This is a genomic window from Microcella alkalica (assembly GCF_014595885.1).
GTDB classification, from domain to species: domain Bacteria; phylum Actinomycetota; class Actinomycetes; order Actinomycetales; family Microbacteriaceae; genus Microcella; species Microcella alkaliphila_B.
Genome location: NZ_JABUKC010000002.1, coordinates 62,570 through 78,976 on the forward strand (window position 1 = coordinate 62,570; position 16,407 = coordinate 78,976).

A 16,407-nucleotide genomic window follows, 5' to 3' on the forward strand; every position below is an offset into this window, starting at 1 on the left:
TCCCCGACGCCGCCCGTCGCCTTTTCGGCCGGGCGGCGTCGGCGTGTCCGCGCGCCAACGCTTGACATCTTTCGGGACTTCATTCTACGGTTTGTTTAGTCCTGAACTAAGGGGAACGATGATGTCTCGCCCGATGGCCCGCTCCGACGTCAACCGGTCGGCGATCCTCGCCCACCTCGGTGCCCACGGTCCCGCCTCGCGCGCCGAGCTGGCCCGCGCGCTCGCGGTCTCGCCGGCGCTGATGACGCAGCTCACGAAAGACCTCATCGCCGACGGGCTCATCTCAGAGCGCGAGCAGCAGGCCTCGCAGGGCGGGCGGCCCGCGCGCATGCTCGGTCTCGTCGCCGAGGCGGGTCGGGCGGTGGGCGTGAAGGTCGCCGCCGACCACGTCGCCTTCGTGGAGGTCGGCATCGATGGCGGCGTCGTGCGCACCGCCTCCGAGCCCTTCGAGGCGGCCTCGACGACGATGCTCACCGAGCTCGTTGGCCTGCTGCGCCGCTTCATCGACGGCGGCGCCGACACCCCGCTGCTGGGCATCGGCGTGGGCGTGCCCGGCGAGGTGGATGCCCAGGCCAGCGGCGTCGTCAACTCCACGCAGCTCGGCTGGCGCAACGCGCCCATCGGCGACACGCTGCGGCGTGAGCTGCGCATGCCCGTGCTCGTCGAGAACAACGTCAACGCCCTCGCGATGGCCGAGCGGCTCTACGGCCTCGGCCAGCGGCACCGCAGCTTCCTCGTCGTCACGATCGGCACCGGCGTCGGCGCCGCGATCGTCATCGACGGTCTCGTCGTGCGCGGCACGAGCGGCGGCGCCGGCGAGATCGGCCACATCCCTGTGCGCGAGACCGGCCCCGTCTGCTCGTGCGGCGGCATCGGCTGCCTCGAGACCTTCGTGGGCGAGGCGGGCCTCGTGCGCACGGCGCGCGAGCGCGGCGTCATCGGCGCGAGCGCGGGCATCGCGGCGCTGCGCTCGGCGGCCGCCTCGGGCGACGCGGCCGCCGTGGCCGTCTTCGAGGAGGCCGGGCACCTGCTCGGCCGCACGCTCGCCGGGCTCGTGCACGCGCTCGACCCGGAGATCATCATCGTGCTTGGCGAGGGCACCGCCGACTGGGAGCACTGGTCGTTCGGCTTCGAGCCCGCCTTCCGCGCCGCCCTCATGGCGTCGCGCCGCGGGCTGCCGGTCGCGGTCGAGTCGTGGCAGGACGACAGCTGGGCGCAGGGTGCGGCGACGCTCGTGCTCGCGACGCCCTTCGACGCCGAGGGTCTCGCCGGCGAGCAGGGCGACCTCGTGCGCCAGCGACTCGTCACGCAGGCCGGAGTCGCCGGCGACGGCGCGAGCGGCTCGGCATCCCCGGGTGGCGCGCGATGAGCATCCTCGCCGCGCCGCAGGCGATCGCGGAGGCCGCCGAGAGCGCACCCCCGACCCGGATGCCCGCCGCAGCCCCGCGCGCCGGCCGCAGCCGCGCCGCCCGAGTGAGGTACGCGCTCGTGGTGCTCGCGTTCCTGCTGCCGAGCGCCATCCCGCTCGCCCTGTTCGTCATCGGCCCGATGATCGCCGCCGTGTGGATCAGCCTGCACGACTGGAACCTCATCGCCCCCATGCGCTTCGTCGGGCTCGACAACTTCGCGAGCCTGCTCGCGGACCCCGCGACTGGCGACGTCTTCCTGCACACCGTCGGCTACATCATCGGCTACCTGCCGCTGGTCTACGTCGGCGGCCTGCTGCTGGCTCTGGCGCTCAATCAGGCGCTCAAGGGTCGCTCGCTGTGGCGCGGCATCTACTTCCTGCCCGTCGTCACGAGCTGGATCGTCGTCGCCCTCGTCTGGCGCTGGCTGCTGAACCCCTCGACGGGCATCGTCAACACCGCCCTCGCCGGCCTCGGCATCGACGGCCCCGGCTGGTGGACCGACCCGGCGTGGGCGATGCCGTCGATCGTGCTCGCGAGCGCGTGGAAGGACGTCGGCTTCGTCATGGTGATCCTGCTCGCGGGCCTGCAGGCGATCAACCCCGACCTGTACGATGCCGCGCGCGTCGACGGCGCCGGCCCGTGGCGCCGACTGTGGTCGATCACGCTGCCGATGCTGAGCCCCAGCACCTTCTTCGTCGTCGTGATCTCGCTCATCAACGGCTTCCAGGTCTTCGACCAGGTCTACGCGATGACCGGGGGAGGCCCGGGCGGCGCGAGCCAGGTCGTCGTGCAGCAGATCTACGACCTCACCTTCCGCTACGGGGCCGCCGGCGAGGCCGCCGCCCTGTCATGGATGCTCTTCGCCGTCATCCTCGCCGTCACCGTCGTGCAGATCATCGGCCAGAAGCGCTGGGTGCACTATGTCTGAGCGCCTCGTCACTCGCCCCGCTCGCGCGCGCCGCCGCCGCACGAGCCCGGCCTCGGTGCTGCTGCACGCGGTCGTGATCGTCGGCGCGCTCGCGATGCTGTTCCCCTTCGCGTGGACGGTCATCACGTCGATCACGCCCGGCGCGGGCCTCACGCTGCGCCCGCAGCTGTGGCCGAGCGACCCCTCGCTGGAGGCCTACGCGACGCTCTTCGCCGAGCGCCCCTTCGCGCGGGTCGTGCTCAACAGCCTGGGCCTCGCCGTGGCGACCACGGTCATCCAGCTCGTCACGAGCGCGACGGCCGCCTACGCCTTCAGCCGCCTGCCGTTCCGGGGGCGCGGGGTGGTGTTCGCGATCTACCTCGCGACGATGATGGTGCCGCTGCAGGTGCTCATCGTGCCCCTCTTCGCCGAGCTGCGCGCCTTCGGCCTGCTCAACACCTATCTGGGGGCGCTGCTGCCGAGCTTCGCGAGCGCCTTCGGCATCTTCCTGCTGCGGCAGGCGATCAACCAGGTGCCGCGCGAGCTCGATGAGGCGGCGACGCTCGACGGCGCCGGGCACGGCCGCATCTTCCTCTCGATCATCCTGCCGAACATCCGCCCCGCGCTCGCGACGCTCACGATCTTCGCCTTCATGGGCAGCTGGAACAGCTTCCTGTGGCCGCTGGTCGTGCTGCGCGACCCCGAGCTGCAGACGCTCCCGATCGCCCTCGCCGGGCTGCAGGGCCAGTACACGACGGCGTGGGACGTCGTCATGGCCGGCTCGGTCGTGAGCGTGCTGCCCATGCTCGCCCTCTACCTCATCGCCCAGAAGCACATCATCCAGGGGGTCGCGAGCGCCGGCCTCAAGTGAGCCGGCGCGAGCATCCCCGACCCTCGCTCCACCCCACCCCTCTCCACCCCTCGCACCATCTGATCGAAGGAGATCACCCGCATGAACCGCACCGTCCCCGTCGTCGCCGGCCTCGCCGGCGCGGCCCTCCTGCTCGCCGGCTGCGCGGCGTCGCCCGCCGAGGGCGACGCCTCCGCCGAGGAGGTCACGATCACGTACTCGAACTTCATCTCCAACGGCGGCAACGAGGAGAACCTCGAGGCCATCGTCGCGGCCTTCGAGGATGAGAATCCCGGCATCACCGTCGAGGTCACGACGCTGCCCTACGCCGACTACGGCACGGCGCTGCAGACCGACCTCGCGGCGGGCAGCGTCGCCGACGTGTTCGACATCGAGTACGCCAACTACGCCGCCTACCAGGCGAACGGCGTGCTCGCCCCGCTCGAGGTCTCGAATCCCGACGCCTACCGCCCGTCGCTGCTCGAGGCGTACTCGACCGACGGCACCTCGTACGCGCTGCCGAGTTCGTTCTCGACGGTCGTCATGTTCTACAACGCCGACCTCTTTGACGCCGCCGGGCTCGAGTACCCCACGGCCGACTGGACGTGGGAGGACGAGCGCGCCGCCGCCGAGGCGATCACCGACGAGGCCGCGGGCGTCTGGGGCAGCCACCAGCCGGTGTCGTTCTACGAGTACTACAAGGTGCTCGAGCAGAACGGCGAGTCGTTCCTCACCGACGACGGCACCGCGGTCGCCTTCAACACCCCGGGTGGCATCGAGGCGGCCGAGTGGCTCGTCGGCAAGAGCGGCACGGTCATGCCGACGATCGAGCAGGGCCAGGGCACGCCCGACTTCGACACGAACCTCTTCCTCGAGGGCAAGCTCGGCATGCTGCACACCGGCATCTGGATGTTCGGCGCCTTCGCCGACGCGCCCTTCGCGTGGGACATCGCGGTCGAGCCGGGCAACACCGAGCAGGCGAGCGCCGTGTTCTCGAACGCCGTCGGCGTCTCGGCGAGCTCCGAGCACATCGAGGCCGCCACGAAGTGGGCCGAGTTCCTGACCTCCTCGCAGGTGATGGTCGACACGCGCCTCGACGCCGGCTGGGAGCTGCCGCCGGTCGCCGACGAGGCCGCGCTCGCGACCTACCTCGAGAAGGACGCCCCCGCCAACCGTCAGGCCGTCTTCGACTCGCTCGACGGCGTCGCGCTACCGCCGGTAGTCGCGAACGGCCAGACCGAGATGCAGGACATCATCGGCGAGGAGCTCGTCGAGGCCCAGGCCGGCCGCAAGAGCGTCGAGGAGGCGCTCGCGAGCGCCGAGGAGCGCATCAACGCCGTCCTCGCCGGCTAGTCCAGCCCTCGCTCGGTCGGGGCGCCGACGCGCTCGGCGCCCCGACCCCGGCTCGCCCAGGAGGGCACCATGACCACCCCTGCCACCCCCGTCCACCCCGACGAGCACCCCGAGGCCGCGATCGCGCGGCTCGCCGCCGACAGCGTCGCCCTCATCGAGCGACTGCAGCACGCCGGCGGCGCCTACCCCGCGAGCCCCACGTTCTCGGCCTACGCCGGATACTCGTGGTTCCGCGACGGCGCCTTCATCGCCGACGGCATGTCGGCGGCGGGCGCCATTGACTCCGCCTCGCGCTTCTTCGACTGGTGCGGGCGGATGCTCCTCCAGCGCCGCGACACGATCGCCGAGATCGTCGCCGCCGAGGCCGCCGGCACCCCGCTGCCCGACGAGCGCATGCTCGCCACGCGCTTCACCTTCGACGGCGCCGAGGGCGACGACGACTGGTGGGATTTCCAGACCGACGGCTACGGCACCTGGGTGTGGGCGGTCGTCGCCCACGCCGAGCGGCACGGCCTCGACCTCGACCGGTGGGCCACGGGCATCCGCCTCAGCACCGAGTACCTGCTCGCGACCTGGCGCCGGCCCTGCTACGACTGGTGGGAGGAGCACTCCCAGCACGTGCACGTCTCGACGCTCGGATGCGTCGTCGCCGGCCTCGAGGCGGCCGCCCGCTCGCGCGTGCTCGAGCCGCCGCTCGCGGCCCGCGCCCTCGGGGGGGCCGCCGCGGCCCGCACCCTGCTGCTCGCCGAGGGCGTGCACGACGGGCACCTGGCGAAGTGGCTCGGCTCGACCGAGGTCGACGCCTCGCTCGCGGCCGTGATCGCGCCGCTGGGCGTCGTCGACGCGCGCAGCCCGCTTGGTCTCGCGAGCATCCGCGCGGTCGAAGCGGCGCTTAGCGTCGGCGGCGGCGTGCATCGCTACCTCGCCGACACCTTCTACGGCGGCGGCCAGTGGCCGCTGCTGAGCTGCATGCTCGGGCTCGCGCACGCCGCCGCCGGGCACCGCGCGCACGCCCTCGAGCTGCTGCGCTGGGCCGCCGGCACGGTCACGGCCGAGGGCTGGCTGCCCGAGCAGGTTCCCGACCACCTGCTCGCCCCTGAGCGCCGTCAGGAGTGGCTCGACCGCTGGGGCACCGTCGCGACGCCGCTGCTGTGGAGCCACGCCATGGTCGTGCGCCTCGCCGTCGAGCTCGGCGTGCTCGAGCCGCTCTCCGTCCTGCCCGCCCGCGACCCCAAGGCCATTCTGTGATCCGCCACCGTCCCTTCGGCTCCGGCCACCCGTATTCCGTCGACACCGAGCAGCGCGACCCGGTCGATCCCGTCGTGGGGCGACCGCTCACGCTCGGCGTGCGCGTCACCCCCGAAGTGGATGCGGTGGTGCTGCAGTGGGACGACGGCGAGCGGGTCGTCGAGCATCCACTCGATCGCGCCCAGCGCCGTTCGCGCGGGCAGACGGTCGACGGCGGGCACCTGGCGAGCGCGCAGGCGCGCCTCGCGCGGGCGGCGAGCGGCTTCGCCGTGACGATCGACGCTCCGCCGGTCGGCCGCGCCCACCGCTATCGCTTCGTCGGCGGCCCGGCCGAGGCGCCGCGCAGCCAGGCGACCCGGTGGTTCCCGGTGCGCTCGGCCCGCTGGCGCGCCGCCGACGACGCCCTCTCGGGCGTGGCCGACGCGGCCGGCCTCGTGCCGGGGAGCGTTCAGGTGCTCGACGACGGCGACCGGCTGCTGCGCATCCGCTTCGCGCTCGCGCTCGCCCCGGGGGAGCGCGTCGCGGGCTTCGGCGAGCGCTTCGACGCTCTCGACCACCGCGGGCAGAGCCTCGACGCCGTCGTCTTCGAGCAGTACAAGTCGCAGGGCGCCGAGCGCAAGACCTACCTGCCGATGCCGTTCGCGCACGTGGTGGGCGGGCGCGGCTGGGGGTTCCACGTGCGCACGACTCGGCGGTCGTGGTTCGACGTGGGGGTCTCGCCGGCCGACCGCCTCGTGATCGAGGCGGAGGTCGACGCCGCGAGCACCGCATCCGACGCCGTCATCGAGGTCGCGGGGTACACCGGCACGCCGCACGAGGTGCTCGACGCCTTCCTCGCCGAGGTCGGGCGGCCCGAGCAGTTGCCCGGCTGGGTGTTCCGGCTGTGGGCGAGCGGCAACGAGTGGAACACGCAGGCCGAGGTGCTGCGGCAGATGGATGCGCATCGCGAGCACGGCATCCCCGTCGGCAGCGTCGTCATCGAGGCCTGGAGCGACGAGAGCACCTTCACCGTCTGGCGCGACGCGCAGTACGCGCCGCGCGACGACGGCGGGCCGATGCGCCTGGGCGACTTCACGTACCCCGCCGATGGGGCGTGGCCCGACCCGAAGGGCATGGTCGACGAGCTGCACGCCCGCGACGTACGCGTGGTGCTGTGGCAGATCCCGCTCATCAAGATGCGGCCGCACCCGCGCGGGCAGGTCGCGGCCGACGCCGCCGCGGCCGTCCGCGAGGGCGTGCTGATCCGCGACGAGGCGCCCGACGGCTCGCTGCGGCCCTACCGCAACCGCGGCTGGTGGTTCCCGCTCGCGCTCATGCCCGACCTCACCGACGAGCGCGCCGCGCACTGGTGGACGGAGAAGCGCCGCTACCTCGTCGACGAGCTCGGCATCGACGGCTTCAAGACCGACGGCGGCGAGCACGCCTGGGGGCGCGAGCTGCGCTACCTCGACGGTCGCCGCGGCGACGAGGGCAACAACACCTTCCCCGTCGCCTACGCGAAGGCCTACGGCGACCTGCTGCGACGCTGCGGCAAGGCGCCCGTGACGTTCTCGCGCGCCGGCTTCACCGGCTCGCAGGCGCACGGGGCGTTCTGGGCGGGCGACGAGAACTCCACCTGGGAGGCGTTCCGCTGGTCGCTGATCGCGGGGCTCAGCGCGACCGCGAGCGGCATCCTCTACTGGGGGTGGGATCTCGCGGGCTTCAGCGGCGAGATCCCCACCGCCGAGCTCTACGTGCGCTCGATGGCGGCCGCCGCCTTCGTGCCGATCATGCAATACCACTCGGAGTTCAACCACCACCGCTCGCCCTCGCGCGACCGCACGCCGTGGAACATCGCCGACCGCACGGGCGACGAGCGCGTGCTGCCGAGCGTGCGCCGCCTGGTGGCGCTGCGCGAGCGACTCGTGCCCTACCTCGAGGCCGAGACCGCGGCCGCGATCGAGCGCGGCAGCTCGCTCATGCGACCGCTGTTCTTCGATTGGCCGACCGACGAGCGGCTGTGGGCCCACCCCCTGCAGTGGATGCTCGGCCGAGACCTGCTCGTCTCGCCCGTCACCGAGGAGGGGGCGCTTGAGCACGCCGCGACGCTGCCCGCGGGGGAGTGGGTGCACGCGTTCAGCGGCGAGCCGGTCGCGGGCGGCGGCGTCGACGAGCGCCCGGTGGCGTGGGACGAGGCGCCCGTCTACGTGCGCGCCGAGGCCTGGCCGCGGCTGCGCCCGGTCTTCGAGGGCTGAGCGCGAGCCGTCGCGGGCCGCGACGCCGCGCGCGGGGGCCCGGCATCGAATCGTTTCGATAGGATGTCCGGGTCCCCACCCCGATCGAGGTCCCGTGAGCTTCCCCACCGCGCCCATCCCCGTCGTCGAGCCCGAGCACGAGCCCTTCGTCGCGCGCGACCGCCACGGCGCACCCCTGAGCCGCCGCCGCGTCATCGCCGCGCTGCTCGCCCTGAGCCTGGGCGGCTTCGGCATCGGCTCGACCGAGTTCGTGGCGATGGGGCTGCTGCCCGAGCTCGCGCGCGACCTGCTGCCGGGCATCCATGCCGCCAGCCCCGACCTCGCGATCGCGCGCGCCGGCTGGCTCATCACCGCCTACGCGCTCGGCGTGGTCGTGGGGGCGCCCGTCATCGCAGCCTTCGCCGCACGCCTGCCGCGCCGCACCCTGCTGCTGTGGCTCGCTACCGCGTTCACGCTCGCGACGCTCGCCTCGGCGCTGCTGCCCACCTTCGAGAGCGTCACGGCCGCGCGCTTCGTCGCGGCCCTGCCGCACGGCGCCTACTTCGGCGTCGCCGCGCTCGTCGCCGCCGACCTCATGGGGCCGGGCAAGCGCGGGCAGGGCGTCGCGCTCGTGCTCTCCGGGCTCACCGTCGCGACCGTCATCGGCGTGCCCGTCATCACCTGGGTGGGGCAGCAGCACGGCTGGCGGCCCGCCTACCTGCTCGTCGCGGGCATCTTCGCGGCCACCGTCCTCGCGGTGCGCGCACTCGTGCCGTGGCAGCCGGGCGATGCGACCTCGACGATCCGCTCCGAGCTGAGCGCGCTCGCGCGCCCCCAAGTCTGGCTCGCGCTCGCGGTCGGGGCGATCGGCTTCGGCGGCTTCTTCGCCATGTACACCTTCATCGCGCCGATGGTGACCGAGCTCAACGGCCTCGACGCCGGCGTCGTGCCGGTGCTGCTCATCGTCATCGGCACCGCCATGACCGCCGGCAACCTCCTCGGCGGGCGCCTGGCCGACCACGGCACGGTGCGCGCGATTTTCCAGGGCTTCGCGGCCCTCATCGGCTCGCTGCTGCTGCTCGCGCTCGCGGGCGGCACGACGGTCGGACTCGTCGTCGCGACGTTCCTCGTCGGGTTCTCGGCCGCGGCGGTGAGCCCGATCATCCAGACCCGGCTCATGGATGTCGCGGGCCGGTCGCAGACGCTCGCCGCGGCCCTCAACCACTCGGCCCTCAACATCGGCAACGCGAGCGGCGCGTTCCTCGGCGGCGCGGTCGTGGCCGCCGGCTGGGGCTGGCTCGCGCCCGCGTGGGTGGGCCTCGCCCTCGCCGTCGCGGGCGTGCTGCTTGCGGTGCTCAGCGTGGCCCTCGAGCGGCGCGCCGACGCTCGCTGAGCGCCGGATCGGCCGCGCAATGGTCGCGCGTCGGCCGCGCGCCCGCCGAAGGTCAGGCCTGGAAGCTGCCCGGCGCGTCGACGAGGATGCCGTCGGCGATCGCCTGCTTCCGCAGTCCCACCTTCGTGCCGACGTCGATGCCGGCGATGCGGTACTTCTCGCGGATGCGCTTGAGGTAGCTCTTGGCGGTCTCCTCCGAGATGCCGAGCTGGTACGCGACGGCCTTGACGGGCTCGCCCGCGCCGTAGAGGGCCATGACGCGGCGCTCCTGCGCGCTGAGGCGGGGCGAGCCGCCGACGTCGGCGGCGTTGAGGGCCAGGTCGAGCTCGGCCGAGATGAACGACTCGCCGGCCTTCGCCGCGCGGATCGCCTCGACGATCATGCCCGCATCCTCGCTCTTGACGAGGTAGCCGAGGGCGCCGGCGTTGAGCGCCTCGCGCACGACGTTCGGCTCGGAGTAGGTGCTCATGAGCACGACCGCGACGCCCGTGGCGCGGAGGGTCTGGATCTTGAGCGAGACGGGGATGTTGTCCTTGAGGTCGAGGTCGAGCAGCACGACCTCGACGGGGAACGCGGGGTGGGCGAGCAGCTCGGGCCAGCTCGCGACCGCGGCGACCATCTCGATGTCGTCGGCCGCCTGACGGATCCACTCCGTGAGCGCGCCCAGGAGCATCCGGTGATCGTCGACGAGCGCCAGACGGATGGGGTCGCTTCCAGATGCCATGTCTCGGATCCTCCGACTCAGGGGAGCAGGTGCTGCGCTGGTACCTCGGCGCGACGATCGGGTTCGTCGCCCGCCCCGCCCGCTCTAGCTCGTCCGGCCCGCGTCGACAGGATTCTCGACCGGGCAGTCGATCTCGATGCGCACGAGATGGGATGCCGTGGTGTCACTGTACCGGCCGACCCGATCCAGGGCCTCCCACACACCCGGATCCACGCGATTCCGGCGCAGACCGGCGACCTCGATGAGGATCGGCACGATCGAGCGACCGTCCGGGTCGACGCGGCCGGTGGTCATGGGGCCGAGGGCGACGGTGACCGACTCGGCGGCGGGGGAGCCGACGGGGTCGGCCCCGAGCATCCACAGCGCCGCCAGCAGGGCGTCGCGCTGCTGGTCGTCGAGCAGGCCCGCGAGCGTGCCGGGGTCGCTGATCGTGACGCGGCGGCCGAGCTGCTCCGATTCGGCGACGGCGTGGAAGAGCCACGTCTCGCGGCGACCCTCCAGCAGGTGCAGGCGCAGCTCGGTCGCGAGCGTCGCCGCGCGTGACGAGAGCTCCGGCGGCAGCGGCAGCGGGGCGCCGCCGATCGCGACCGCGTCGAGCAGCTCCTCCGCGGCGAGATCGAGGCGCGCGAGCTCCTCGGAGGCGAGCATGCCGACGGCGAGGCGCGGCGCCGTGACGGTCGACTGCACGAGCACGCGGTCGAGCTCGCGCTTGAGCATCCGCTCGAAGGCGGCGACCAGCAGCACGCCGGTCACGCCGGGGGCGACCGCGAGCGCGAGCGTGACCAGCTGATGCGGGATCGTGACGGGCGTCAGCGGCGTCGTCAGGATGATCGCCACGAGGAAGGCGGTGCCGAGCGCGCCCGTCGCGACGAGCACCTCCCACCCGGCGCGCAGCGTCACAACGATGAGCAGCACGAAGCCCGCGCTCACCGAGGCCGTCGCGTAGCGCCCGACGTCGCCGAGCGGGGCGATCGCCATGAAGTCGAGCCAGACGACGGCGGCGAGCGCGGCGAGGAAGAAGCCGTAGAGCCAGTCGGGCAGGCGCTCGCCCGTCGCGGAGATCGTGACGATGAGGCCCAGGAAGGTCACGAGCAGCAGCAGCCAGGCGCCGAGGCCCGGCAGCAGGCTCGGGTACTCCTCCGCGCGCAGGAAGAACAGGCCCACGCCGATCATCGACTGCAGGGCCGCGACGATCGCCATGCCGATGCCGAGGAAGCCCGAGCCGAGGGCGGAGGCGTGCGTCGAGGTCGCGGTGCCGCGGCGCACCGACGAGCGCGCGCCGGCGGGGCGGATGCTCCCGCCGAGGGTGCTCTCCTCCGGCAGCGTGTAGCGGGGGTTCGTCGGCAGACTGCTCATCGCCGCGGCACCTCCAGCATCACGGTCGTGCCCGCCCCGGGCGTCGAGAAGACGCGCGCGCTGCCGCCCACGTTGCCGAGCCGGGCGACGACCGACTCGCGGAAGCCCAGCCGGTCGGAGGGGATCGTCTCGGGGGAGAAGCCGACGCCCGCGTCGGTCACGACGGCCCGCACGATGTCGTCGGCCTCGGTAATGGTGACGTCGGCCTCATCGACGCCCGCGTGCCGGCGCACGTTCTCCAGGCACTCGGCGAGGGCGAGCAGGAAGGCGTCGAGCACGTCGTTGGGCAGCAGCACGTGACCGGTGCCGTGCCAGCGCACCGTGAGGCCCATGCGCAGGAAGCGCTGCTTGACCGATTCCAGCGTCGTGCCGAGCGTCGTCTCGCCGACGGGCTCGAGGCTGTACGAGCCCGAGAATCGCGGCATGGGCGTCGAGCCGAGCCGCAGCTGGCGCAGCAGGCGGGCGTCCTCCTCGGCCTGCTGGCGCAGCGCCTCGGCGCTCACGCCGACGCCCGAGTGGGCGAGCAGGGTGAGGGTCGCGAGCACCGTGTCGTGCAGCAGCCGCGCGCCCTGCCTGCGCTGCGCCTCGAGCTCGCTCGCGTGCCGCTCGGCCTGGTGCGAGCGACCGATCTGCTCGATGCGGCGCATGGCGCGCTGCACGCCCGCCGTCACCCAGATGCCAATGATGAACGTGATCACCCAGGCGGCGAGCGACGCGATCGCGGGCACCGAGACGTAGCCGCTCGTGGGGCCTGCGCTCGCCACGAGGGCGCTCGCGCCGAGTGCACCGAGCGCCCAGAGGATCCACCGGCCGGTGCCCTCGCTGAGCACCATGCCGACGGCGCCGGTGCCAGCCGCGCCGAGCGGTGCGAGCGCGATCGGCAGCGCGACGTTCGCCGACTCGCCCCACGGCAGCTGCGCGAGCGCGAGGGCGCCGCAGCCGAGCACGATCGTCAGGATCACCCAGCCGACGTTGCCCGAGCGCCCCACCATGACGAGCGCGGCCGCCTGGCCGCCGAGCACGATGAGCACCGAGGGCAGCACGTCGGGGTCGACGATGCCGGGCAGCGAGACGCACAGCGCGGTGAGCACGACCCCGGCGAGCCCGAACGCGCGCGCGGCACGCTGGAGGAGCGCGCGGCGCTCCTTCGCGATCAGGTCCATGCTTCTCCGTCGGTGAGCGTCGGGTCGCTCGGTCGACATTCTTTCACCACGCCGCCCGCCTCAGCCATCCGCGGCGCATGCGGCGGTGATCGCGGCGTAGATCGCATCCTTCGTCGGCGCATCGGCGGCGACCGTGACGATGCCGGCGCGGTCGCCGAGCGCCACCTCGACGCGGAACAGCGTGCCCTGCTTGTCGTCGGCGATCGCGTGAGCGTCGCAGCGGTTCGGGGTGAAGCGCAGCGTGACGACCTGCTCGCTCTGCGGCTCGAGGAGACGATCCAGGGGGATGCTCGTCGCGGCCCGCCCGTCGGCGTCGAGCGGCCCCAGCAGCACCGTGCCGGCCACGCTCACGAGCCGCAGCTCGACGCCGCCTGCGCCCGCACCGCCGGCCGCGCGGCGCGGGCTCGCGACGAGCTCAACCTCGACCGTGCCGCCCGCGGCGCTCGTGCCCGACGGCACGCGCACCCGCAGCTGCGCCGCGTCGGCGACCGCCTCGGCCAAGCACGCGTCTGCGAACCAGTCGGCCCACTGCCCCAGCCGGTCGGTCGTGGGCACGCGCAGCTCGGCGGTCGAGCCGTCGGCGAGCGGCACGGCGAGCACCGCCTCGGGCGGCTCGGGCTTTGTCGCCTCGGCGGCGTCGGCAGGGCACACCGCGGCGGGCAGGGTCAGCGGCAGATCCCGCGCGCCGCCGGCCGGGATGAGCGCCCGGTCGTCGCGCACGGGCTCGGCGGCGAGCAGCGGCGAGGTGAGTCGGGCGGCGGCGAGCGCGAGCGGGGCATCCCCCTCGTTGCGCACCGTGAGCTGGATGCCGCCGCGCGAGGGGTCGATGCGCGTGCGGTACACCTCGGCGATGACGCGCACCTCGTCGAGCGCGGCGGGGCGCGGTGCCTCGGCCCAGGCGGCGGCACCCGCGGCGGGGCGGTCGCCCGGCGTCGCGTCGGGCGCCGCCTCCGGCGCGGTGCCCGCGCAGCCGGCCAGTAGCGCGATGAGGGGCACGGCGGCCGCGGCCCTCCTCCGAGCCCGCAGCGCCGCCCCAGGGGGCAGCAGGCGCGCGGGCGCGGACATCACCGGCTCAGCTCGCGAGCAGCGCGGCCAGGTGCGGCCCGACGAGGTCATCCTCGATGAGGAAGGCGTCGTGGCCGAAGGGGGAGGAGATCACGACCGCCTCGCTGCCGTGGATCGTCGAGGGCAGGTGGGCGGCGATCGCCTGCTGCTGCTCGACCGGGAACAGCCGGTCGGTGTCGATGCCGAGCACGAGCGAGGTCGCCGTGACCCGGCCGAGCGCGTCGGCGAGCGAGCCGCGACCGCGCGAGACGTCGTGCGAGGTCATCGCCTCGACCAGACGCACGTAGCTGTTGGCGTCGAAGCGGCGCGTGAACTTGTTGCCGTGGAAGTCGAGGTAGCTCTCGACGGCGAAGCGCCCGCCCTGCCCGAGCGGGTCGAGCACGCCCTGCCATGACCGCTCGAAGCGCTCGTTGAGCTCGTCGGGCGAGCGGTAGTTGAGCAGCGCCATGCGCCGGGCGAGCGCGAGCCCGCGGTAGGGGCCCTCGGCCTCGTCGTAGTAGTCGCCGCCGCGGAACGCCGGATCCATGCGGATCGCCTCGAGCTGCACCGAGTTCAGGGCGATCTGGTCGGCGCTCGAGATCGCGGGCGCGGCGAGCACGGCCAGGCGCGCGACCCGCTCGGGGTGGGTGGCCGCCCACTCGAGCGCGTGCATCCCGCCCATCGAGCCGCCGATGACGGCGAAGAAGCGCTCGATGCCGAGGGCATCGGCGAGCATCCGCTGCGCGGCGACCTGATCGCGCACCGTCAGGTAGGGGAAGCGCGAACCCCATTCGGTGCCGTCGGGCGAGAACGACGACGGCCCCGTCGAGCCCTGGCAGCCGCCGAGCATGTTCGGGGCGACGACGAAGAAGCGGTCGGAGTCGATCGCGAGGCCCGGCCCGACGATGCCGCCCCACCATCCGGCGGTCGGATGCCCGCGGCCGGCCCGCCCCGCGAGGTGGCTGTCGCCCGTGAGCGCGTGGCAGACCAGCACGGCATTCGACGCGTCGGCGTTGAGCTCGCCCCACGTCTCGTAGGCGAGCCGCACGTGCGGCAGGCGCGCGCCGGATTCCAGCTCGAGCGGCCCGAGGTTCGCGAACAGGCGGTCGCCGGGGTCGTCGCCCTCGCGCCAGGCGCCCGTCACGGGCGGCGTGCCGCGGAGCGCGCGACGGTTCGCCTCGGTGATGAACGCCGAGGGCACCGTGTCTTCCGGGGTCTGCCAGTCCATGTCGACTCTCATTCTGGCCCACACGAGGTCGGGCCCCCGCCAGCACGGCGGGGGCCCGACGGTCGACCGGATGCGGCGGCTCAGTCCTCGCGGTTCGCCGCGACGACCGCGCGCGCGGCCGCGAAGCCGTGCTCGAGGTCGGCGATGATGTCGTCGATGTTCTCGAGGCCGACCGAGAGTCGCACGAGGCCCGGCGTGACGCCGGCCGTGAGCTGCTGCTCGGGCGTCAGCTGCGAGTGGGTCGTCGAGGCGGGGTGGATGATGAGGCTGCGCACGTCGCCGATGTTGGCGACGTGGCTGAACAGCTCGACCGAGTCGACGAGCGTGCGGCCGGCGTCGACGCCGCCCTTGAGCTCGAACGACAGCACCGCGCCGACGCCCTTCGGGGCGTACTTCTGCGCGTGGCCGAACCAGGGGCTCGACTCCAGGCCCGAGTACGACACCGAGGCGACGTCGGGGTGCGCCTCGAGCCAGCGTGCGACGGCCTGCGCGTTCTGCACGTGGCGCTCGATGCGCAGGCTCAGCGTCTCGATGCCCTGGATGAGCGCGAAGGCGTTGTCGGGCGAGACGGCGGCGCCGATGTCGCGCAGCAGCTGCACGCGCGCCTTGATGATGTAGGCGATGCCGTCGCCGAGCACGCCCGTGTAGCTCGCGCCGTGGTACGAGGGGTCGGGCTCGGTGAGGCCCGGGAAGCGGTCGGCGTGCTGCGACCACGGGAAGCGGCCGCCGTCGACGATGACGCCGCCGAGCACGGTGCCGTGCCCGCCGAGGAACTTCGTCGCCGAGTGCACGACGATGTCGGCGCCGTGCTCGAACGGGCGGATCAGGTAGGGGGTCGCGATCGTGTTGTCGACGATGAGCGGCAGCCCGTGCTCGTGCGCGACCTCCGCGACGGCGGAGATGTCGAGGATGTTGACCTTCGGGTTGCCGACCGTCTCACCGAAGAACAGCTTCGTGTTGGGGCGCACCGCCGCGGCCCAGGCCGCCGGGTCGTCCTGGTTCTCGACGAACGTCGTCTCGATGCCGAGCTTCGCGAGCGTGTACTTGAACAGGTTGTAGGTGCCGCCGTAGATGCTCGACGACGACACGATGTGGTCGCCGGCCTGCGCGATGTTGAGCACGGCGTAGGTCGTCGCCGCCTGGCCGGAGGCGAGCAGCAGCGCCGCGGTGCCGCCCTCGAGCGCGGCGACGCGCTGCTCGACGACATCCTGCGTGGGGTTCTGGATGCGCGTGTAGATGTTGCCGAACTCCGCCAGCGCGAAGAGGTTCTTCGCGTGCTGCGCGTCGTCGAAGACGTAGGCCGTGGAGCGGTAAATGGGCGTCGCGCGCGCCTTCGTCGTCGGGTCGGGCTGCGCGCCGGCGTGGATCTGCAGCGTCTCGAACTGGTAGTCGCTCATCGGGGTGCTCCTTGGAAGGATCGGGCGCCGAGGGGGCGATGACGGCGCACGCCCACGGTACGCGCGCCGGGCATCCGCCGACCAGGTCGCCGACACACGCCGTAACGGGCGGGGGATCCCCC

Annotated in this window: 13 protein-coding genes; 7 read left to right on the top strand and 6 right to left on the bottom strand. The window is 73.3% G+C overall.

Features of this window, described 5'->3' with window-relative positions:
* The first annotated feature begins 133 nt into the window (after window positions 1-133).
* The 7 genes from ID804_RS04870 to ID804_RS04900 all read left to right on the top strand — a co-directional run bounded on the left by ID804_RS04870 (window position 134) and on the right by ID804_RS04900 (window position 9,373).
* Entirely contained in the window at window positions 134-1,369 is a 1,236-nt protein-coding gene (locus ID804_RS04870) for an ROK family transcriptional regulator (RefSeq protein WP_169077876.1), read from the top strand.
* Window positions 1,366-2,337 (top strand): carbohydrate ABC transporter permease, encoded by a 972-nt coding sequence (locus ID804_RS04875; protein ID WP_211161024.1) that lies wholly within the window; start codon window positions 1,366-1,368, stop codon window positions 2,335-2,337. Before ID804_RS04870 ends, ID804_RS04875 begins: the two co-directional genes overlap by 4 nt.
* On the top strand, window positions 2,330-3,187 hold the full coding sequence (locus ID804_RS04880) for a carbohydrate ABC transporter permease (RefSeq protein WP_169077877.1): 858 nt from the start codon (window positions 2,330-2,332) through the stop codon (window positions 3,185-3,187). The genes ID804_RS04875 and ID804_RS04880 overlap by 8 nt, the downstream gene beginning before the upstream one ends.
* 81 nt (window positions 3,188-3,268) lie before the next feature.
* Window positions 3,269-4,519 (top strand): ABC transporter substrate-binding protein, encoded by a 1,251-nt coding sequence (locus tag ID804_RS04885; RefSeq protein ID WP_169077878.1) that lies wholly within the window; start codon window positions 3,269-3,271, stop codon window positions 4,517-4,519.
* 69 nt (window positions 4,520-4,588) lie between these two features.
* A complete protein-coding gene (locus tag ID804_RS04890) occupies window positions 4,589-5,767 on the top strand; it encodes a glycoside hydrolase family 15 protein (RefSeq protein ID WP_169077879.1) in 1,179 nt (392 codons plus the stop codon).
* On the top strand, window positions 5,764-8,001 hold the full coding sequence (locus ID804_RS04895) for a glycoside hydrolase family 31 protein (RefSeq protein ID WP_169077880.1): 2,238 nt from the start codon (window positions 5,764-5,766) through the stop codon (window positions 7,999-8,001). The genes ID804_RS04890 and ID804_RS04895 overlap by 4 nt, the downstream gene beginning before the upstream one ends.
* A gap of 193 nt (window positions 8,002-8,194) precedes the next feature.
* Window positions 8,195-9,373, top strand: coding sequence for an MFS transporter (locus ID804_RS04900; protein WP_169078683.1), 1,179 nt, complete (start codon window positions 8,195-8,197; stop codon window positions 9,371-9,373).
* A gap of 52 nt (window positions 9,374-9,425) precedes the next feature.
* Here ID804_RS04900 and ID804_RS04905 read toward each other — a convergent pair whose 3' ends face one another.
* The 6 genes from ID804_RS04905 to ID804_RS04930 form a co-directional block, all read right to left on the bottom strand.
* Window positions 9,426-10,097 (bottom strand): response regulator transcription factor, encoded by a 672-nt coding sequence (locus tag ID804_RS04905; RefSeq protein WP_169077881.1) that lies wholly within the window; start codon window positions 10,095-10,097, stop codon window positions 9,426-9,428.
* 84 nt (window positions 10,098-10,181) lie between these two features.
* Window positions 10,182-11,453, bottom strand: a complete 1,272-nt coding sequence (locus ID804_RS04910) for a hypothetical protein (protein ID WP_169077882.1) — start codon at window positions 11,451-11,453, stop codon at window positions 10,182-10,184.
* Entirely contained in the window at window positions 11,450-12,616 is a 1,167-nt protein-coding gene (locus tag ID804_RS04915; protein ID WP_169077883.1) for a sensor histidine kinase, read from the bottom strand. The genes ID804_RS04910 and ID804_RS04915 overlap by 4 nt, the downstream gene beginning before the upstream one ends.
* Window positions 12,617-12,676: 60 nt before the next feature.
* A complete protein-coding gene (locus ID804_RS04920) occupies window positions 12,677-13,612 on the bottom strand; it encodes a hypothetical protein (RefSeq protein WP_188219163.1) in 936 nt (311 codons plus the stop codon).
* 76 nt (window positions 13,613-13,688) lie between these two features.
* The gene (gene metX / locus ID804_RS04925; RefSeq protein WP_169077885.1) at window positions 13,689-14,888 is read right to left on the bottom strand and encodes a homoserine O-acetyltransferase MetX; all 1,200 of its coding nucleotides are present in this window, start codon (window positions 14,886-14,888) and stop codon (window positions 13,689-13,691) included.
* A gap of 80 nt (window positions 14,889-14,968) precedes the next feature.
* A complete protein-coding gene (locus tag ID804_RS04930) occupies window positions 14,969-16,285 on the bottom strand; it encodes a bifunctional o-acetylhomoserine/o-acetylserine sulfhydrylase (protein WP_169077886.1) in 1,317 nt (438 codons plus the stop codon).
* Window positions 16,286-16,407 lie beyond the last annotated feature (122 nt).